Annotated in this window: 15 protein-coding genes; 4 read left to right on the plus strand and 11 right to left on the minus strand. The window is 47.4% G+C overall.

The features are described 5' to 3' along the window. Nucleotides 1-13: 13 nt before the first annotated feature. Both C170_RS23210 and C170_RS23215 read right to left on the minus strand, forming a co-directional pair. Nucleotides 14-1,222 carry a HEAT repeat domain-containing protein gene (locus tag C170_RS23210; protein WP_036614555.1) on the minus strand — a complete coding sequence of 403 codons (1,209 nt, stop codon included), beginning with the start codon at nucleotides 1,220-1,222 and terminating at the stop codon, nucleotides 14-16. A gap of 26 nt (nucleotides 1,223-1,248) precedes the next feature. Continuing rightward, nucleotides 1,249-3,477, minus strand: coding sequence for a hypothetical protein (locus C170_RS23215; RefSeq protein WP_036614557.1), 2,229 nt, complete (start codon nucleotides 3,475-3,477; stop codon nucleotides 1,249-1,251). An 857-nt stretch (nucleotides 3,478-4,334) separates the two neighbouring features. Between C170_RS23215 and C170_RS23225 the strand changes: the two genes are divergently transcribed. Both C170_RS23225 and C170_RS23230 read left to right on the plus strand, forming a co-directional pair. Then, on the plus strand, nucleotides 4,335-5,579 hold the full coding sequence (locus C170_RS23225) for a DNA polymerase IV (protein WP_036614560.1): 1,245 nt from the start codon (nucleotides 4,335-4,337) through the stop codon (nucleotides 5,577-5,579). Next, nucleotides 5,576-5,917, plus strand: coding sequence for a YolD-like family protein (locus C170_RS23230; RefSeq protein WP_036614562.1), 342 nt, complete (start codon nucleotides 5,576-5,578; stop codon nucleotides 5,915-5,917). Before C170_RS23225 ends, C170_RS23230 begins: the two co-directional genes overlap by 4 nt. 215 nt (nucleotides 5,918-6,132) lie before the next feature. Here C170_RS23230 and glsA read toward each other — a convergent pair whose 3' ends face one another. The 9 genes from glsA to C170_RS23280 form a co-directional block, all read right to left on the minus strand. Beyond that, a complete protein-coding gene (gene glsA / locus C170_RS23235; protein ID WP_036614565.1) occupies nucleotides 6,133-7,074 on the minus strand; it encodes a glutaminase A in 942 nt (313 codons plus the stop codon). A 143-nt stretch (nucleotides 7,075-7,217) separates the two neighbouring features. Further along, nucleotides 7,218-7,700 carry a GNAT family N-acetyltransferase gene (locus C170_RS23240; RefSeq protein WP_036614567.1) on the minus strand — a complete coding sequence of 161 codons (483 nt, stop codon included), beginning with the start codon at nucleotides 7,698-7,700 and terminating at the stop codon, nucleotides 7,218-7,220. A 261-nt stretch (nucleotides 7,701-7,961) separates the two neighbouring features. After that, nucleotides 7,962-9,197: an L-lactate MFS transporter gene (locus C170_RS23245; RefSeq protein WP_036614939.1), complete on the minus strand. Its 1,236-nt coding sequence runs from the start codon at nucleotides 9,195-9,197 to the stop codon at nucleotides 7,962-7,964. Nucleotides 9,198-9,377: 180 nt separating this feature from the next. Next, nucleotides 9,378-10,178 (minus strand): LytR/AlgR family response regulator transcription factor, encoded by an 801-nt coding sequence (locus C170_RS23250; protein ID WP_036614570.1) that lies wholly within the window; start codon nucleotides 10,176-10,178, stop codon nucleotides 9,378-9,380. Between the two features lie 10 nt (nucleotides 10,179-10,188). Next, complete coding sequence (locus C170_RS23255; protein ID WP_036614944.1) at nucleotides 10,189-11,841, minus strand: sensor histidine kinase; 1,653 nt, start codon at nucleotides 11,839-11,841, stop codon at nucleotides 10,189-10,191. A 555-nt stretch (nucleotides 11,842-12,396) separates the two neighbouring features. Further along, nucleotides 12,397-13,953 (minus strand): alpha-L-rhamnosidase-related protein, encoded by a 1,557-nt coding sequence (locus C170_RS23265; protein WP_036614573.1) that lies wholly within the window; start codon nucleotides 13,951-13,953, stop codon nucleotides 12,397-12,399. 13 nt (nucleotides 13,954-13,966) lie between these two features. Beyond that, nucleotides 13,967-14,803 carry a carbohydrate ABC transporter permease gene (locus tag C170_RS23270; protein WP_036614576.1) on the minus strand — a complete coding sequence of 279 codons (837 nt, stop codon included), beginning with the start codon at nucleotides 14,801-14,803 and terminating at the stop codon, nucleotides 13,967-13,969. Next, entirely contained in the window at nucleotides 14,800-15,678 is an 879-nt protein-coding gene (locus tag C170_RS23275) for a carbohydrate ABC transporter permease (protein ID WP_036614579.1), read from the minus strand. Before C170_RS23275 ends, C170_RS23270 begins: the two co-directional genes overlap by 4 nt. 84 nt (nucleotides 15,679-15,762) lie before the next feature. Further along, nucleotides 15,763-17,094, minus strand: coding sequence for an ABC transporter substrate-binding protein (locus C170_RS23280; RefSeq protein ID WP_036614581.1), 1,332 nt, complete (start codon nucleotides 17,092-17,094; stop codon nucleotides 15,763-15,765). A gap of 131 nt (nucleotides 17,095-17,225) precedes the next feature. Here C170_RS23280 and C170_RS23285 point away from each other — a divergent pair, with 131 nt between their 5' ends. Next, nucleotides 17,226-19,034, plus strand: a complete 1,809-nt coding sequence (locus C170_RS23285; protein WP_036614582.1) for a sensor histidine kinase — start codon at nucleotides 17,226-17,228, stop codon at nucleotides 19,032-19,034. Between the two features lie 8 nt (nucleotides 19,035-19,042). Beyond that, a complete protein-coding gene (locus tag C170_RS23290; RefSeq protein WP_036614584.1) occupies nucleotides 19,043-20,617 on the plus strand; it encodes a response regulator transcription factor in 1,575 nt (524 codons plus the stop codon). Nucleotides 20,618-20,621: the final 4 nt, after the last annotated feature.

A 20,621-nucleotide genomic window follows, 5' to 3' on the forward strand; every position in this document is an offset into this window, starting at 1 on the left:
TAATAGTAGATCCCTAAGCAGTGTAATCCCCTCCTACCGTAGCGACACCTGTGCGCTTCTTGCTGGTTCTGTTCTCTCGTACAGGGCCAAAATAGCGATCGTACAGCAGTCTTTTTTTGTTATGTGCAATCATCTGCTCTACAGCTCTGTCATCGGTTCTCGTGTGCTGCATGGTACTCTCAATCTGCTGCATCGCAATCTCGCGCTCAGCAACTGTACCTTGCACCGCAGCCTGACACAGCGCTTCGAATCCCGGTTCACCGAGCTTGCTCAGACTCTCCGCACTGTTATATCGAACTCTCCAGTCTTCATCCCGAAGCGCTTTGCGCAGCAATGGAATGCTGCCAGATGCATGCTTGTAACCAAGCGCTTGTACCACTTCGGCGCGAACTTCCGGATCGGGGTCCTGGATCAGCTTCAGGATTGTCTCATCCCGGAGTGCCGGACTTGCGCTAAGATACAGCTTCACCGCCTCGGCACGTACATCCTGATGTTCTGCGCCTACCAGTCTGTCGAGTGCAGGCATCACTTCAGGTACAGCCTGTCCCCACATGGCAACCAGTCCGACTTTGACAAAATCAGGATTCCGGTCTTCCAGCAATTCAATTAGAATTCTGCTCGTATCCAGACTCGTTTCGAGCAGAATATCTGCTGCCAGATGGTGAATGGACTTACCTTTGGTTAACAGCAAAGCGAGCATGTCTTTCAGTTCACCTTGCCGAGTCGTACATCTGGAGATGGATCGACCAATCATAATGGCCATCGGGCCCGGTTTCTCATCCTTCAGTAATTCCATCAAACCCGGAACGGCTTCGGGACAACGCATGCCACCCAAGCGATAAGCTGCATCAATCTGGCGACCATAACGCAGACGGCCCAGTTCCTTCAGATCATGCTCTACGAATCCTGCTTCACGGCACAGTGCGATTAATTTGTCGCGATACTCACCCTTGAACTGGTCGATCCATTCAATCAGTCTGTCCTGAATGACTCTGCGTTCCAGCGGAGCCAGTTTGCCTGGTGGCAATCTGAGTGGACTATTCTCAGTCAAGGCTGTTTGCAGATAGGTGAAATAGTCACGTTGCTTCAATTCATAAAATGCCGTCTTACGTCGTTTGCCATTGTGGGACATTTTCATGGCAAACAATACGATGACGCCTACAACAACAAGTGCGATACAGATGTACAAAAACAGATAGGCCAAAGCCAAACTTGGAAACATGTGAAAAGGTCCTCCTTTATACTCATTTATTCGATCTGAAAACTAGGAATTTTTTCATAACTCTTCTTCATTTTTTCGTAGCTTAGCTTCAGGCGTTCACTATACTGCACCTGCTCCCAAGGCTGCCAGCTATATACCGGCAATGTATTCAGATCCAGGGTCGTCTGTTCACCCCCAGGCCAAGATACTTTCTTCGTGGCGCGGTCCGTTAACCACGGAATGGGGGTAACGCCTTCCACAGCAACTGTGGAGAACTCACGTCTATTCTTGAGCGGTCCATAGTCGATCGCTTGCAGCGAACTCGGATCACCGAACCCAAGCAGCATCCAGGGAATTCGCATCTCCACTTGATTGCCATTATACTGCCATGCCGTTAATGAATCCGTATCAGGCTGGCCGGGAGCCGTCGTTCCTCGCTTCAATGTTCCGACCTTTTCATTCATGAACGGTTGAGCAGATCGGGTATCCGGCGGTGTCATCCTCAGGCTGACTGCCAGATTCCATGGGTGGAACGGATTATCTGCGGAATCTGACTGCTGATCTGGCAGCATATCGTATCCTTCTTTGCCGTACAGACGCTGATTAAAGTCATAATCCTTGGCAATCTCCACCTGTGATTCTTCATCCTGCCCCAGTGTAATCACTGTCTCAAGACCATCACTGAGTGTCCGGCCCGGGAGTAACTTGTCAGGCTGACTGCCTCCAACAAGTGTATCTGTGCCAATTCGCAGCACTGTCTTCTCCGGGTCAAACGGTTGATCCAAGGTCAGCCCAATATACAGATAGGCTTCATCATGAGTCATCTTCATTTCCTGAATGCCGTCCACTTGGCCCTGCCAGGTCGTGACCTCTTCAACCTTCAGATCATCCCAGTCATCCAGTGATCCGTCGATGGTCAACTGTTCCTGTTTACCCGGGTCCATGGCAAGCAGGCCAAACATCTTCTCGTTTGTCAGTACGTTCAGCCAATATGCACGGCGATCAGCCGGGATTTCCAGTGGCATCGTGTTCCATGTTTTTTTGAACCATTCATCCTGCCACATGAACACAATCGCTCCCGAGTATCCTTCATCATAGATATCCTGCGTCAGTGACGCGTCAATATCTCCCTGCTCTACTTCGTTATGTCCACCCTGATTCCGTCCTCCCATACCCAGATGGGAAATACCAAGAGAAGAGGGTACGCCATACTCTGTAATCATTACAGGCATATCGGAAAACTCGGCTTTCAGCTTGCGCAGATAACTTTTGTACGTGTTGTACTCACCGTTCTCATCCTTGATGGTTTGGAGCGTTTTATCGATATGGAACAGATCCGGGTAATATGGGTACACATGGTAGGCTGCAAAATAACCTCCCTGCCATGCCTCCGGCTGAATATGTCGGGCATCCACACTCACGAGATCCTCTTCATACAGCGGCTCGCCAGGATGATCCAGCACATCGGTAGTTACCCAGTTGGTGAAAGTCATCGGATGTTCCCACCCATACTTCTTCTCCAGGACCGCCGTATGATCCAGCAGCTCTGCCAGCCAGTTCTCGAACGGTGACGCTTCTGGACTCGCCGAGAAATGAACTCCCTTGTACTGCGGCACGTCCGCATGTTTTGCGTTTGTGTTGTCTACCATTGCCGGGTCCCATTCCGTCCCCACATGCCAGGCCATCAGGTATTTTCCTGCATTCGTTTTGTATTTGCCGCTGGACTCTCCCTGCTTGGCAGGAATGTCCGCATCGCCATAGACAGCAGATACGGCCTTTTCAATCTCCTGCTTGAACGTCTGCTCAATATGGGCCGCGTAGGCATCCTGTTTCTCAATCAGCTCTTCTTCAGGTGACCATATGCCCTGTATAAAATATAACGGTTGCTCCCGGCCGCGGTTATATTCGACTAATGCGGAGTAGAAAATCGGTTCGTGAACCGTGTATACCCGGATTACATTGGCTCCCAGATCCTCGATCTGCTGGAACCACCGCAAGTAATCCTCTTTGGTCAGCGGGAATTCTCCCGGGTAATACCCCGGTGAAGTTGCGCCCAGGTTGACACCTTTGACGAACATCTCCCTCCACGTTCCATCTGGCCCGTATTCCATGAACCGGTCTCCATCGGTCTTGAATTTCATCTCCGTGCCGTTCTCCGCTGTGTACGTAACGAGCTTGGGTTGCATATAGTGCCATCCGGCAAATATTCCACCGGTCACCACCACTGCTCCTGTCAACACCGTTAATAACCAGCGTCTTCGTCTTTGTCTGCTCATGTCTTTAGATTGCTCACCTCTCTAATATGCATCCTGCTTCAACATCGAATGGTCCAACATGAAGTTTACGAATCTTTCCGCTTCGGATGTCCGCTTGGTAGAGATGTCAGCGGTGTAGTTCTCACTATAGCGCTAAGACTCTGCATTTGTAACTAGGCTGATGGAAGCAAACATGAAATGGAACATTCTGCCCATAATTCGTAAAAAGCGCCATCAACTAGCACCCGAAAGCCTCCAGGATACGACTGATTCCCAAACGCTAATATTTGCTGGAACCGCATGGATTAAATGGCCTGCTGATCTTGCACTTCTGGAACCTTTATTGTTATGTGCAACGCGGGTACAGGCAACGTTTGCCGTTTGAACACATACCCCATTAAACGCGAGTCATATGTTAAAGTTGCGGACCTTTTTACAGTATTAACCATAAAGATTACAAAATTGATACTATAGTCCGATAACGCATCAGCGATATTCCGCGTCACATCAAGGTTTTCTGAAAAATGCAGAAAATCAAAAAAGGACATCAGTCCCCCTCTATAGGACTGTACCCATTTATAACCCTTTTACAAAAACCCAAATGAACGCCCGGTCATCAACCGTAGGTCATGGATCTCTCACATTAAATGTAAAAAAGCACATCTTATTTCCTAATTTCTGCCTCTAATATGGCTAACCCATAATTGTGTCCAATTTGCAAAATAATTCCGGTTGCCGCATTTCGAATTGTCAGATATGCTTATAAAACAAGAACACTTGTTCCATACTGTAAATAAACTGTTAATTATCGATGTTCAAATGAAGATCATTGATGCTTAACAGATGAGCTTAGCATCACGGATAAGGAGAGAAGTCTTATGCCTCGCCAAGACAGACGTGTCATCATGCTGGCAGACTGCCAGTCATTCTATGCCAGTGTGGAGAAGTCTGCACATCCCGAATACAAGGACCGCCCCCTCGTAGTCGCGGGAGATCCGGCGCGCCGTTCGGGTATTATTCTTGCGGCCTGTCCACTCGCCAAGTCCTATGGAATTACGACAGCAGAACGACTGGGCGAAGCGCTCGCCAAATGTCCAGATGTTGTTGTTGTTCGCCCCCGGATGGCCGAGTACATTCGGGTATCCCTTCATATTACGCGTATCCTTCAGTCTTACACCGATCTGGTGGAACCCTATAGTATTGATGAACAGTTTCTCGATGTCACCGGAAGCCTGGATCTGTTCGGCAGTCCCGAGACGATTGCGCGCAGCATTCAATCGAGGGTGATGGATGAGACGGGTGTATACATTCGGATCGGCATCAGTGATACCAAAGTCGTTAGCAAGATGGCCTGCGATCTGTATGCCAAAAAAGTCCCCGGAGGCATCTGCACGTTGCCTCGCAAAGATCTGCCGTCCACCATCTGGCAGAAGCCTGTACGAGACATGTTCATGGTAGGTTCCCGCATGGCGCAACATCTCTACAAGATGGGCGTGCATACGATTGGTGATCTGGCCCAGACCCCTCTGTCCCGACTGAGAGAACGTTGGGGTGTGAATGGCGAGGTACTGTGGCGTATCGCCCGTGGTATTGACGATTCCCCGGTCAAACCCGGGACCTATGCTCATCAGCAGCAGGGGATCGGACATCAAATGACGCTGCCCCGGGACTATGACTCCTGGGAAGATATCAAAGTGGTACTGCTTGAACTGGCGGAACTCGTCAGTCGACGTTCCCGTGACAAATCACTCATGGGCCATGTGGTCTCGGTTGGATGTCGCGGACAGGATTATGATCGGCCAACCGGTTTCTCCCGCCAGATGAAGGTGAATGAACCCACCAACATTACGGATGAAGTATACGATGCGGCAGCAGCTCTGTTCCTGCGCCATTGGGACGGATTACCCATCCGCCGCATCAGCGTGTCATTGACCGGACTTGTACCCGATTCCGAAGTGCAGCTGTCCTGGTTTGATGACCGCGAACGCAAAAGAGAACTGGAACGTGCCACGGATGATATCAAGCGCAGGTACGGAGATACTGCCATTATGCGGGCATCTTCCCTCTGCTCGTCCGCGCAAGCCCATGAGCGTTCTCATAAAATTGGAGGTCATTATAAATGAGTAAAAAATTGCAGCAAAACGGTATCTTCGAGTCCTCACGCATGATGCTCCCCGAACACCGGGAAGCTTACATTCTTCATCAGGAACAACTTGCTCCTCGTACCCGCCCATCTCTGGATGCCCAGGCCGCGGAAGAAATGTCCCGTTTGCTCAGCAACTCGATGATGCTTGGAGATAGGGTCATTATTACGTTGTTTCACGAACATGATGATATTCGTTACACGGGGCAAGTGCTTCGACTGGACCGTCCGGCTCGTACCCTCAGACTGCTGATGGAAGATGGGTCCCGGGATATTCAGATGAACCTCATTACAGATGTGGCCCTAGCCGATGACTGAAGGGAGATATACCCACCCCGATGTTGCGGATGTTCCATGATAGGTGCAGCATTGCCGTTGCCATGCAGGACTGTCTTCCTACACTCCCTGGTGAATACCAAAAGTAGCCGACGAGACATATCCAGACCATTCACTTCGTTCTAAAGAAGCAAAATATCGGATACGTGATTCATCGGCTACATATGAGGGTATAGTTTCTTTTTTTAAAAAACTTCTTAGAAAAAGCTCCAGTCGAACTCCTTGGACAGACGCTCGAGCAGATGCACGCCGGCAATACTGTTGCCTTTGCGATTCAGAGCCGGGCCAACAAGACCTATGCCGAATTGTCCCGGTACAAGGGTCAATATCCCTCCGGATACTCCACTTTTGGCGGGCAAGCCGACCTCGATGGCAAATTCGCCTGATGCATTATACATACCACAGGTGGTCATGAAGGTTTTGGCAATCTGAACATAGCGACGAGGGATGAGTTCTTCTCCCGTAATTGGATCTGTTCCATTATAGGCCAGAACGAGTGACATTCGAGACAGATCTGCACACGTCACTTCAATGGAGCAATGACGGAAATACACGGCAAGCACGTCTTCAACGTCATCCTTAATGACCCCGTTGTGCTTCAAAAAGTAGCCAAGTGAACGATTCATATGACCGCTCTCCGATTCGGACTGGAATACCTCTTCGTTATAGCCCAACTGATCATTATTCGCCAGTTTGCGGAAAAACTCCAGAATGCGGCGTGATTTCTCTTCCTTACAATCTCCTCCAACAAGAGAAGACACCGTAATCGCACCCGCATTGATTAATGGATTAAATGGGATTCCGGGTTCAACCAATTCAAGTTTGATCATCGAATCGTAATCGTCGCCTGTCGGTTCTTTTCCTACATTAAAGAAAACCGCTTCTTCCCCATGATCCATCAGGGCCAGAATAAGGGTAAATACTTTGGAGATACTTTGCATCGTAAATGGGACACCGCAATCCCCTGCCGACACATAGTTCCCTTCGGCGTCCATGATATGTATACCGAGCTCATCCTGAGAGGCTTTGACAAGCTCCGGGATATAAGAAGCCACCTTACCTTGCCCGGTGTGCAAACGACTGGTCTCCAGCCACTCCGGCAGTAATGCATTCAGACGTTCCATGGTTGAATTGCTCATATGTCATCTCCTCCACATCTCTATATAAGCAAGCATCTTGCATGAAATGTACATGGGTGAACCCATGCACCATGATGATAATGAGCTCCAGCCATCTCATGCAAGATGCCCTGTATTATCTGATTACCCTCAGAATAGTACCTTTACCGCTTCATTTGAAGATTTAACTCCAAAATCTCACCGGGAAGACCATCGTAATCACCTGTCCAGGTGGATACAAAGTTCTGTCTGGTCAAGATCCGCCGGGAAGCAGCGTTACCCGGATCGATAACTGCATAGAGTGATCCAATCCCTGCGGCTTGTGCCTGAATAATCAACCGTGACGCTATGGATGTGCCTTGACCTTTGCCCCAATGTTCAGGTAGGATCATGTAACCTATCTCAGCCTTGGTCGGGTCCTCCTGATCCGGAATCAATTTGGCATACGCCACACCGGCACCATCTTCACTATATACTCGGTAATGTCCGCAAGTGGAACGCTCATTAAACTCCAGCATGGACTCAAATTGCGTTCTCGCCTCTTGCTCCAGTATTGCACGTTCTGTAATCTGTTTCATTACTTCCATATTGGAAACCAATGCATAATAATCATCAAAATCAGGTTGTGTGTATTTAATGAACTTCATGATATGCCTCCTCTGGGGTACATAACTTGTCTTGGTCTTGTTGAATTCACCTAGAGTATAACAGATGCGAATGATGGAATGCACACAAGGCACCACGCTTGCAGGCAGCCAGATGGTCCGATAGGCCAACTAAGTCAGCAATCTGAACACTGTAGATACCAAAAAGCGGCCTCAACTGGAGACCGCTTTGTTTACTTTGTTTTTTAATTTGCTTTTTAAGATGAAGAAATATCCTCAGTTCCGTACTTCCAGTGCATGTTGTTAGCTTGCCCGTGATGAAGGGTTAAGGTTCATCTGTTTTTCACGTTGACGAGCACGACGACCTTCACCTGGAGGGGTGATGATCAGTGCGAGCAACAGCGAGACAGCGCAGAGTACAGCAATCACGATGAAGGTTAGATGGAATCCGCCCAGCAGGGCGCTGATGAATGATCCTGCCAAGGCACCAAATCCAAATCCCTGATAGATCACACCATAGTTTTTGCTCTGATTTTTCAGTCCGAAGTAATCGGCCACAATCGCCGGGAATACCGTAATGTTACCGCCAAAGCAGAATGCAACGGCCGCCACACAGGCGAAGAATATCCCGAAGGTCAGTGGAACCAGACTAAGTGTCATGACAGCTACGGCTGTAACTAGCAGCGCACCAGCGATGACCTTCATTCGTCCTACTTTATCCGACAGCGCACCGAGAATAATACGTCCTGCCGTGTTAAAGATTGCAACCATGGCCACTGCGTTCGCAGCGGTAGCTACATCAAGTCCAGCGAGTTGTACACCGATATCTTTAACAATACCGATCAGGTACAGACCGCTCATACACGCCGTGAAGAAAATAACAAACAGCATGTACGCTTCTTTTGTACGCAGCATCTCTTTCACCGTGTAATCATGACGTGCTACGACTTGTTTGGATCCTTCCTTGCTTGTAGGAGCCTGTTCACGAACAACCGCTTCACGGATCAGGAATGATCCCGCAACGACCAGAACAAGAACAATAATGCCCCAGTACATAAATGCCTGAGCAGGACCAACGGCACCAATCAATGCCGTGTTCACATATTTGAACAATAAACTACCGGTACCGAATGCGCCGACCGAGATCCCCGAGATCAGACCTTTACGCTCCGGGAACCATTTGATCAGATTAGACAGCGACGTAATATACGCCGTACCATCTGCAAAACCAACGACAAATCCAGCCAAAATGTACAGCAGTGTTAACGAGGTGACTTGAGAACTCAGAATAAGACCCAGCCCAAGCACAACCCCGGCTACACGGATCAGACGCTGAAGACCCCAACGTTCCTGCAATCGTCCTGCAAACAATGTGGCAAAAGCCAGAGCAAAACTGGTAATTGAAAAAGTTATCGCGACCGAGCTGACGTCCCATCCGAAACGATCAGACAACGGCTGATTAAATAAACTCCAAGTATAGATGGTTCCAAGACCCATTTGTACAATGATGGTCCCCAAAACAATAAGCCAGCGATTCATTTTTGTAGGTGCAGATGTTGATTCAGGTGTTGATGAAACGGATGAAATGGTTGCTTTCATCGTGATCTCCCCTTTGCCGATGTCATATACATGAATGCGTTCACAAGCTAATCATACATGAAAGGGGATTCATCACACCGTTTTGAGCATGAGTTGCATCAGATGCGGAATGAAATGCTTCTAGATGCGCATGAGTTGCCTGAATTCTTTGACCTTCCCGCGACTCACAGGCACTTCAGCTTCCAAATCGCGCAGACGGAGCAGATACGTATTGTTGAACCAAGGTACTATTTCACGGATTTGCGACAGATTTACAACGTACGAACGGTGGCAGCGAAAGAACGTATCCTGTGGCAGACGGCTGTGAAAATCCGATATGCTCACTGGCATGGTGAACTCCCCATTTTTGGTATATACCTTCGTCACTTTCTCTTGTGCTTCCGCATAGTAGATATCTGCCGTATCCGTAACAATAATATTGTCATTCCGCAGCAAATTAATTCTTCTGTCTGTATGGGAATTCGTATCTCGTTCTCGTACCAGTTCACCATGCGCAGCAGATCCGTCCGCCGTAGTGGCTGGTCCATCCTCAACATGTTGCTCCACCGGCGCATGATCACGTTTGAATGCGAGCTCCAGCTTATGGAGCATTGCAGCAATTCGTTTCTCGTCATACGGTTTCAGAATATAATCAAACGCCTCCAACTCAAAGGCTTCCGCTGCATGTTCCTTATACGCCGTAGTAAATACAATGTAGGGTTTCGTTGCAAATTTCCCAATATGATGGGCCAGCATCATACCGTCCAGCGAGGGAATATTGATATCAAGGAAAATGACATCTACTTCTTGTTCCTGTAAAAATTTCAGTACATCTAGCCCGTCTTCAAGGCGGTCCACCACTTCAATCTGACTATGTTCCTGGATTAAATAATTCAATTCCTCACTCGCCAGAATCTCGTCTTCCACAATAAGAGCTCTCATTGATCCATCATCACCTTGTTACGACATCTCCTTTGGGCACATCAAATAAAATATCCGTTCCTTGTTCCAGCCTTGTAATGGTTACACCTTGTCCGTAGATAAGCTTGACCCGGCGATGCACATTATATAGCCCGATCTGGTTACCAGGCATGCGGTCATGGTAAACACGTTCAATTATATCTGCACTGATTCCTGCTCCTGTATCACTGACACTGATTCGCACAAACTCCGGATAATCCTGTACCCGAATTCGAACAGTCCCGGGTCCTTTGACCTTGAGAATGCCATGAATAATTGCATTTTCGACGAGCGGCTGGATAACAAGACTCGGAATATGCACCGCGACCTCATCAATGTCATAGATCACGTTAAGTCGGCTGCCAAAGCGAGCTTTCTCAATCTCTACATAATTACGGACCTGCTCCAGTTCCTTATGAATATCAATTAACTCATCCGACAGCTCCAGATTGTAACGCATGTACCCGGATAGATTCACAATCAGCTCCCGAGCACGATCCGGTTTGGTTCGGATGGACGATGCAATCGCATTTAGCGCATTAAACAAAAAATGAGGATGAATGGTTGTCTGTAATGCACGCAGCTCTGCTTTGTTGGCAGCAGCCTTGATTTCTTCTACCCGCGATACCTCCATCTGGGTCGAGATAATCTGCGATAGACCTACAGCCATCGTTTGTAATGGATACGTAATTTTGTACGCTTTGCGATAATAGATTTTGAGCGCACCTGTAATGTCTCCTCGTTCTTTGAGCGGAATGATTAACAGCGAGTGGATATCGGGTGTTTTTTCATCAATAACATCATTACTGATCGTAATCTCCCCGCTGGATATCGTCTTCTTGGTCATCTCACTTATAATTTCATTACCGATATGATATCGTTCCTCACCAAATCCTACATAAGCCAGTACATTCCGGGTATCCGTAATTGCAACCGCATCGGCCTGAATATCCTCCTGAATAATCCGGCAAATTTTGCGCAGAGAATCCTCATCAATCGAACGGAAATACGGCAAGGTTTTGTTTGCAATCTCCAGTGCCAGCTTCGCCTGACGAGCCGCAATCATCTCTTTTTCCCCTTCGACACTCTGCACCAAGAGCACAATTAGCCCAATGTTGACTTCACCCAGAATCATAGGCAGCGCAATCTTCGAAACAATGTCGGCACCCAGTGGATCGGGATAGGAAAATAGCAGGATCAATAACATCGTGAGCGCTTCACAGATCATTCCAGCACCAATACCGATAATCCATCGCTTAGGCTTGGGCGTGTACTTATGTATATATCCAGAGACCAGACCTGCCAAGATACTCGTGATTAGACACGGTATAGCTGTGACTCCATCCATATCAATCAGATACCGATGCACCCCGGAGACAATACCCGTAATAATACCCACAGGCGCTCCGAACAAAATACCACCCGATAACACGGCGATGATCCGCACATTCACCAGTGAACCTTCAACATTAATGCCCGTATATGTCCCGAAAATGGCAAAAGCACAGAATAACAAGGTAACCGCAATAGACTCCTGCCACCTTAATTTCCCCTTTTGCAGAATCTGCCTAAACCTTGGCACCCTCGACAGAAAGAATAAAAATATAATCAACAGCGCCGCCCGTTCAAATAAACCCAGCAGCATCGTAAACATTTCCAATCGTACTTCCTCCACATCTGTTTGAAAAATAAAATGCATATCAGCACAGCCACGCCTTTTTTGACGTAAAATCCAGGACATTAATCCATAAGGCTAGTACGCTCGTATGCAACAGTTTACCGCTCTCCCCGGAGGAAAGCAAAGTCCATCCTGTGAAAATACATCAACTATATTGCACCAAGCACACCATAGTTCGTCCCTTAACTTCTATGAAAATGTCCGACTCCAAAAAAACCTATGTTATAATTAGTTGTCATGTTATTCCAATTATTCCCGATCGCTCATCGGCGATTGTCCTGCGAATAATCTTAAGCATCTCAACTCTGACACTCATCGTTCAAGTCTACATACTTAAAGGAAACCCATATAACTTTATTTTAATATTCGTATTTATCGCTTCATTAATAGCCACTCGTTCTTTTATCGGTACGAACAAAAACAGATAAAAATAAAAACAATAGGCCATGGCAGGCTCTATACGATCTGAAACTAATCCAAAAAGGCCAACCAGACGTACCTGGTTGACCTCAAGTCCAAAATTCATGAAAAATTTCGCCTGATAAAATAACTTGGTGTGCAGCTCCAAGCATGGCAATAACTGTTGACCAAATTGCTACCATAAGGAGAATACGTTTTGTCGTCCGGGTCGTAGAGCTCCCAGAAGGTGTCCGCTCCATCCTTCAGCATACCGCCCCAATACCTTCGGATCTGCTCCAGTGCCTTCTCCTCTTCCCCGCACATTATTAATGCATCAACATAATGATGAACCATGTACGGTGTGGTCATGCTAATAGCTTCTCCGTTACTCGTTAACCGATCAAGTAATTGCCGGGCCGCTGGAGCATCCATGATCTCAGCCAGTACCATCCATACTTGCGATGCCCAGGATATCTGTCTCTTCTCACCACTGACGAAAAAGCCCTGTTCACCATCCCACAGATATGTGAGGGCTGCTTGCTCAGCGTCTTTGATGTGTGCGTTAATCCATTCCTCATACTCCGGCAGCCCTAGTTCTTTGGCAATCGACCTTCCCCTTTTCATACTATAGATGAGAACTGCCTGAGCACCGGCCTGTTTATTTAATTCTTCATGCCAGTCCAGAAAACAATACCATGTATCGTCATCCCTTACGATGCCCCGCTCATCAAGTCGTTTAAGCCCAATCTCAATCTGTTCTCTAGCCACCGTCCAAAGTTCTTCCAACGTTTCCCTGTCCTTGGTAGCTTCAAAATAGTCCCATAATGTCGCAATAAAGAACAACGCATAGTCATATAGGTAAATGTCGTCCACGTACGGTTCCGGTTGTTCGTACAAACAGGCTCCTACCTGGCCTCCCTCTAATCTCGTTCCGGCAAAGAGATAGAGACAGCGCTTGACGAGATCATTACAGCCGAATGTTTCATAATTGACGAGGGCCTGAAGGCGAAGATCTCCGATCCATAAACGTCGATCGCGCTTCGGTCCATCTTCGAATACCGTCTGCATGCAATCCCGGAGTGTCTTCACGGACACGCGATCTATTTCCAGCAGCTCCGTGTCGATACCTTCAGGCAATTGAGGTACTGCCCCCCCTATGTCTGCTGAGGTCACCGTCAAGCAATATATATCGTTAATTCGAATATCGTAACGGATCGACGTTTCTACCACCTCGATTTTCAGATACCGAAAGGCATACCGACGGTCCAGTGTTAGCGTGCCAGGTAACACGTCCACATTCACGATCTCATCTTGAAGCCATGAACGGCTAAGCCAACCCGAATATTCTGCAAAATCCTCACCGACCTCACAGGGCATTTCTCCAAATGTGAGCTTCAACCTGAGAGGTGCATCTGCATTACTGCGCTCGTTAAGAAGCGACAAGGTCAGATAACCGACGAGATGCTCCCCGAAATCCAGCGTAACACGGTCTCCCTTGCACAGCACTTGATCCGATAAGTGTTCTGCTAAGCCTATTGGTTCGATACGCCATCCCTGAAAAGCTGACGCATCCGGAACTGCGCTCACGATATGTTCCGGATAGACCTTTTGCTGGCGAAGCTCCGGCATCAGACCCTGCGCTTTTTCCAGCCAGGCTGTGTTTATCACTTTTTCACTCATTGCAGTGCCCTCCTTATCCTTTGACCGCCCCAACGGTCATACCACCGATAAAATATTTTTGCAGGAACAGAAACGCCAGCAGCAACGGTAGCGCGCACAGAAAGCACGCTGCAAACAGGACATTCCACTGCGTGGGATTTTGCTGATCGCCCAAAAATCCAAGCATGGCCAGCGGTAACGGTGAATCTCCTGCGCTGGAAATAAAGATCATATTGAAGAAATAATCGTTCCAGATCCAGACACCTTGTGTAATAATGACAGAAACCGTTACCGGAATGAGTAAGGGGAACACGACGGTCCAGAACCGTTGGAATAATCCCGCCCCGTCGATGTGCGCCGCTTCTTCTACCTCCTCAGGCACACCGCTTCGAATGAAGCCCGTGTACAGGAAAGTTGAAAACGGCAGACTGCACGTAATGAACATGAAAATAGGCGTATATTGATTCGTTGGGATATGAAGCGCATTAATCATTTGCACGATCGGTATCAATACCATTTGCGCAGGTACCACAAGTCCGGACAAAAAAAACAAATACATGAACTTACTTAGCTTTGTCTTCAAACGGGCCATCGGGTAGGACGCCATTGCCGCAAACAGGACAACAAACACGACCGATACGCCGGTTAACACCACGCTGTTCCATAGCGCTTCCGGAAAGTGCATGCTATCGAAGGCAGCCTTGTAACTTGCAAAAGACATCTCCCGGAACAGGACCAGCGGATTTGTGTTGTTGCTTGGATCGCGGAGTGATGTCGAAAAGGCAATAATTAACGGAATCAGGTTTAACGCCATCACCAACAACACAACAACCTGAACGGACCCTTTCCCCAAAACTTTACGAAGCATCATGCCGACACCTCCCGTTTGTTCATTTTCAGGACAAAAACAGCGGTAATGACGATAATCACGGCAAAGGAAATAACGCCAAGAGCCGAAGCTTTACCAAAGAGTTGTTCGGTAAATGCCATCTTGTAGATGGTATAAATCAGCGTGTTGGTAGCCGTGCCGGGACCGCCATTTGTCATGATAAACGGGAAGTCGAACGCTTTGAGTCCATTGATCAAACTTAACGTCACGTTGATTGTAATCGCTGTTGCCAGTAATGGAATCTTCACATGTCGCAGCAATCTCCATGAGCCGCAGCCATCAATCCGTCCGGCTTCCAAAAGGTCGCTCGGAACAGTCTGTAGTCCTGCAAGGAAGATAATCATTGTCGTTCCGATCGTCTTCCAGATTTCCACGAAGATAATAGAATACAGTGCGGTCGAGTAATCACCCAGGAAATTCAGTTCATTTGCGATACCCAGTTTATCGAGAAAGGAAGAAATCAGCCCGTAATCCGGCATATAGACGTAACTCCACAAAAAGCCGACGACAATCGCACTGAACAAAGTGGGAATATACGCCAGGGAACGGTAAATCCCGGTTCCTCTTATTTTCATGTTTAACAGTAATGCCATTGCCAAACCGATGATATTGCCAGCTATGACGGTGACAAACGTATAGATCAGTGTATTTTTTAAAGAAATGCCTAGGATGTCGCTCCGGAACAATTCCTTATAGTTGTCGAAACCGATATAGTTATAGGCTTGGGCGTACCCGTTATAGTCCGTTATACTGTACTGGAACAACCGCAGGATCGGGAAGATCCAGAAGGTCAGGTAGAAGATCAATGCCGGCAAAGCAAACCAGTACATGGACTTTTTCATTACAGTAGAGCTCATCCTGCTCCATCCTTTCCAAGGGGCCTGCGGCAAGGGAAGAAGGACAATCATTCTCCCCTTTACAGCAGACAGCATCGTTTGGTTCTAGTTTTTCCATAGCTCTCTAAACTTGGTTTCCATGGCGTTTGCCACATCTTCTGGTGTTGTTTTCTGTCCAGCAATAATTTCGGCAAACTTAGCCTGCATGACGTCCGATACTCCGGCTGGCCACATCTGGTTGCTAAAGTAGATGGAATTTCCAGTTTGTTGATAGTTGTCATTCACTTCCTTAAACAATTCATTTTCAAGTTCTACGTCCTTATAGACGCTGATGGAACTGTTGGCTTCCACAAATGCTTTGAACAGATCGGATTCACCATCAAACAGGTAGTTCAGTACTTCCTTGGCTGCATCCAGGTTTGCCGATTTGGCGTTCAAAGCGTATCCGGCAGATGTTGCAGCAGATACAAACACCGGCTGTTCCGGCTCGTTACCTGGTAATGAAGCGAATCCGCGAGTAAATTCGGCAGCGCCTTTGGACGTCATGGAGGCATAATCCCATGTTCCCGTAAAGGTCATTGCTGCTTTCCCGTCGATAAACAACTGCGCAGATTGGGCACTACCAATGCCTAGTGAGTTTTTGACGACGTAGTTGTTATCATAGAGCTCTTTGTATTTGGATATGGTTTGAATCCACTTTGGATCAGTCAGCGATTTTTCACCGTTCTGCAATTTGACATCAAAATCCAGCTCATTCGGATACACGACATTCGCTGCAATCGGATACATTCCGAATTGGATCATCCAAGGGTCCTTGTCTCCCATCGCAATTGGCGTTACGCCCGCTGCCTGCAACTTTTGACACAAATCCAGAAACGAAGGCCAATCCTTCGGAAACTCGGAATATCCCGCTTGTTGTAACAACTCCTTATTGTAGTAAACGCCCAAGAAGTCCAACCCTTCGGCCACGCCGTAAGGTTTACCCTCATAGGACATATCTTCCTTCGCTCCTTGGCTGATGTTGTCCCAGAACTTTAGATCTGACAGATCCGCAGCGAAGCCTGCCTTTGCAAAATCAATGACACCGCCAGCCGCATTTTTCGGGAAAATCCAGAAAATGTCCGGTCCCTGTCCAGCCGCAAGCTTGGTTCGAACAGATGTATTGTATTGATCATCAGGCAACTTTTGTACTTCCAAGTTAATGTTCGGGAACTTCTCTTTGACTAGGCGCGGCAAGGTCTCCAGCTCGAAATCCTCTCCCTCGGATGCCTTGTTTCCCGAAAGCATCATCGTCAACGTAATTGGCTTTCCTGACTCATCTGTACTCCCGTTATTGGTATCCGTACCGCCCCCCTCCTCGCTACTGGAGCTGCATGCGCTCAGAAACATCAAGAGCAGTACCAAAGTTAGGGACCACAGTCGTTTTCTTTTTTTCATCTTGTCATTCCCCCAATTCATGTTTATTCTTGCTTTGTGCACATTCTCATCATACGGTGGGCAAAAGTGCATTTGCTTTGGCTCCTATGGTGCACTATTTTTAGAATTGACAAATGGCGGGAGGAGCACGTATGATTCTGTTCAACATCAAAACTAAACTTTTTCTGGTCCTCGTCCTCGTATCAATCGTGCCAATTATCGTTGTGTCTGTCAGTTCCTATCGCAGTTACACGAAGCTGGTGAATGAGCAGACCTCTCTCGTGACGTCGACAACTATAGGCAATTCGGTCAAGAGCATGGAGGAAATTTTGCAGAACATCGACCGGATCTCTGTCACACTCCTTCAGCAGTCTTCCAATGCAACCGCTTACAGCACTGTGAGTGATGAACTAATCAAGTTGAACGGTACCAACGATCAATATGAAATCTTCATGATCCGCAGCAAATTGAAATTGATCTTTGAAAACATTCTGCTTGGTTACAATTACATCAATGGTTTGTACCTTTTCACACCTGATGGCAAATGGATAAGCTATGGCAGTAGCGGTACAGACCTACGCCTCGATTATGTAGCACTTCGGGATGAGTGGTATCTGGATACGATCCAGCGTAAAGGCGATTTGTATATTGGTGAAGTAGGCGTCAAACCTTACATCATTAACGCCAAGGAATCCATTGGCTTCTCCAGAGCCCTCTACGATCCCAACAACAACGAGTTCCTAGGCGTGTTTATGCTGGATTGCAGTATGAACATTTTTGACGGTCTAAAACGTAATCCGGCACCAAGCTTGTCCAATCTATATCTGGCGAACGACGCTGGCGAGATCCTGTACTCCAGCGACGGAAGTAGAGTTGGCACTCCTCTCTCCGATACTCTGGCTGCGGCAACGCATCAAGTCGGAAACAGTTCACAGTACAAATCAATCCAAGATAACATGATGACGGTAATCCAGAAAGTTCCTGGTCGCAATTGGAACGTGATTGCCAACATCTCTATGGATCGGTTGTATGAGGAGTACAACATCTCACAAAAGTTGCTGTTATACGTGGCCGTAAGCTGTGCCGTCATTTTCCTTCTACTTTCCTTTTTCTTGTCCAACCTGATCACCAAACCCATCATCGAATTGACCAAACTGATGCGCAAAACCAAATCTCATCGTTTTGTGACCATCAAGCCTCAAGTAACAAGGCAAGTCGATGAAATAGGCATCCTTTACCACGAGTTCAACAAAATGATGAAAGATATCGATACACATATCCGAGAGAGTTACCAGAATAAAATCCTCATGCTGGACTCCCAGATGAAGGCATTGGAAGCACAGATCAACTCCCATTTCCTCTACAATACGCTGGAGTCGATTAATAGCATTGCCGAGATCGAAGAAGTTGAGAGTATTGTGGTGATGACCAAGTCACTCGGGGACATGTTCCGCTACAGCATCAAAACGGACAGCGAGCTGGTCGCGGTCAGCGAAGAACTTCAACATGTAGAAAACTACATGGCCATCCAGCAGATTCGGTATGGTGACAAGTTCGCGTTCAACCTCAATGTGGACCCGGAACTTCGGAGTCGTCGCATGCTGAAACTTCTGTTGCAACCACTCGTGGAAAATGCCATCTATCACGGGTTGGAGAACAAACGTGGGAAGGGTTCCGTTACCATTACCGGTTTGTTTCAGGGGGACAGCATCGTGTTCGAGATCTGGGACGATGGCGTGGGCATGTCCTCAACACAAGCGGAGGAACTTCGACAATTGCTCCAGCAGCCACCTGAATTCGTCGCCGTTGGTCAAAGGCATAAACAAAGCATCGGCATCAAAAACGTGCATTCACGAATTGCTTTGTATTACGGAGAGGGTTACGGCCTTTCGTTTCATACCGATTTGAATACAGGAACTCGAATTACACTCGAAATTCCGTCCAATTGGGAAAAGAGGTGACCAAAGAGATGTACACGTATATCGTTGTGGACGATGAACCCTTGATCCGCAAAGGTTTGTTGAAAAAAATCGGGACTTTTGAGCACTCGCTTGAACTCTTAGGCGAAGCAGATAACGGGGCAGATGCCTTGGCTTTGATTGAATCCTTCAAGCCGGACATTATCTTTACGGACATGCGCATGCCTGAGGTCGACGGCAAGTTGCTGATCAGGACAGTATGCCAGCAATATCCGCGCATCAAGTTAATTGTCATTAGCGGGCATACCGATTTTGATTATATGCAGGAGGCCATCTCTGCGAAAGTTGTAAATTACCTGCTGAAGCCTTTTAGCCGGGACGAGATCCACGGTACGCTTCACCAAGCCATCCAAGCCATCGAACAGGAGCGCACTCTTCAGCGGGAAGTCGTTCTAAGAGAAGTAGAAACAGAGCAGATGAAAAGGGATGCAGACATGCAAGCCTTCCTGAATTATGTGCTTGCTCCCCATTCATCCATCAAAACACCTGTGTTCCGCTCTGCGGAATTTGCCGCTATCATGGCATCTGACCAGTTCATTTTATTGACGATTTATGGTCCTCAACCGCTTACAGCACAGCAACTGCCTACCTTTTCGAATGGCCTGTACATTCCTCATCCACAAACGGATCAGGTACTGTTTTTCCTGATGCATGATCTGGACTGCTCAGGCCAGCTTGATTTGCAGAAAATGGCGGAACAAACTGCGAGTATCATTTTGACCAAAACTACGGATTGTTGTGTGGGGATCAGCTTGCCTCATACAGGCATTGGTGGGGTCAGAGAAGCTCATCATCAAACGATCCTTGCGTTGGACGAACGAGCCATTACCGATTTTGGCAAATGTTACGTATTCTCACGGGAGCAAATTCCTTTACATCAACTGAAGTGGGCTCGAATGTATGAACTGTTATTTTTTATAGAGAGCGGAAATGTACCGAAGGTGGAAGAGCTCATCACCGATTTCTTTGCTTTCTACATACGCCAGCCTGACGCTTTGCTTGCCCACCTGAAAGAGCAGTGCAGAGACATTATTACGGAAACCAAACGGCTGCTGAGTAACTATATCCAGAACGGAGGTAACAGTAGCGTCTCTTCCAGCTTGGAGGCCGTCCTGAACGTCTCATTCGATATGGAGTGCATTAGGCATTACATGGTAAAGGTGCTGACGGGAACAGCTCTTCTGCTTAAGGAAGACAATCCCTACGCATCAGATCAAGTGATCGACAACGTCAGGACATATATCGATAATCACTATACCAAGGATTTAACGCTGGAATGGGTATCGTCCCTGTTCTACCTGAACCCGAGTTACCTCAGTCATTTATTTAAAGAAAAGACATCCGAGAACTTCACTGATTACGTAAACAGACTACGGATAAGGCAAGCCAAGCAGCTCTTAACGAGCACAGACGATAAAATCTACCGGGTTGCCAAACAGTTGGGTTACGACAATCCAAAATATTTTTTTCGGGTGTTTAAAAAATTGACCGGTTGGACTCCAGAGGAATACCGAAAGCAACACAAATCCTTCACCGCAAACAACAAGGAACCAGGCCATGTATGATGGC

Source organism: Paenibacillus sp. FSL H7-689 (assembly GCF_000517905.1).
GTDB classification, from domain to species: Bacteria; Bacillota; Bacilli; order Paenibacillales; family Paenibacillaceae; genus Paenibacillus; species Paenibacillus amylolyticus.

Bases quoted from the DNA above. Each gene is read 5' to 3' on its own strand.
- C170_RS23245 (WP_036614939.1), bottom strand. From the start codon at position 9,197: ATGAATCGCTGGCTTATTGTTTTGGGGACCATCATTGTACAAATGGGT.
- C170_RS23280 (WP_036614581.1), bottom strand. From the start codon at position 17,094: ATGAAAAAAAGAAAACGACTGTGGTCCCTAACTTTGGTACTGCTCTTG.
- C170_RS23265 (WP_036614573.1), bottom strand. From the start codon at position 13,953: ATGAGTGAAAAAGTGATAAACACAGCCTGGCTGGAAAAAGCGCAGGGT.
- C170_RS23255 (WP_036614944.1), bottom strand. From the start codon at position 11,841: ATGCTGCTGGGTTTATTTGAACGGGCGGCGCTGTTGATTATATTTTTA.
- C170_RS23210 (WP_036614555.1), bottom strand. From the start codon at position 1,222: ATGTTTCCAAGTTTGGCTTTGGCCTATCTGTTTTTGTACATCTGTATC.
- C170_RS23240 (WP_036614567.1), bottom strand. From the start codon at position 7,700: ATGAAGTTCATTAAATACACACAACCTGATTTTGATGATTATTATGCA.
- glsA (WP_036614565.1), bottom strand. From the start codon at position 7,074: ATGAGCAATTCAACCATGGAACGTCTGAATGCATTACTGCCGGAGTGG.
- C170_RS23275 (WP_036614579.1), bottom strand. From the start codon at position 15,678: ATGAGCTCTACTGTAATGAAAAAGTCCATGTACTGGTTTGCTTTGCCG.
- C170_RS23225 (WP_036614560.1), top strand. From the start codon at position 4,335: ATGCCTCGCCAAGACAGACGTGTCATCATGCTGGCAGACTGCCAGTCA.
- C170_RS23230 (WP_036614562.1), top strand. From the start codon at position 5,576: ATGAGTAAAAAATTGCAGCAAAACGGTATCTTCGAGTCCTCACGCATG.
- C170_RS23290 (WP_036614584.1), top strand. From the start codon at position 19,043: ATGTACACGTATATCGTTGTGGACGATGAACCCTTGATCCGCAAAGGT.
- C170_RS23285 (WP_036614582.1), top strand. From the start codon at position 17,226: ATGATTCTGTTCAACATCAAAACTAAACTTTTTCTGGTCCTCGTCCTC.
- C170_RS23250 (WP_036614570.1), bottom strand. From the start codon at position 10,178: ATGAGAGCTCTTATTGTGGAAGACGAGATTCTGGCGAGTGAGGAATTG.
- C170_RS23215 (WP_036614557.1), bottom strand. From the start codon at position 3,477: ATGAGCAGACAAAGACGAAGACGCTGGTTATTAACGGTGTTGACAGGA.
- C170_RS23270 (WP_036614576.1), bottom strand. From the start codon at position 14,803: ATGATGCTTCGTAAAGTTTTGGGGAAAGGGTCCGTTCAGGTTGTTGTG.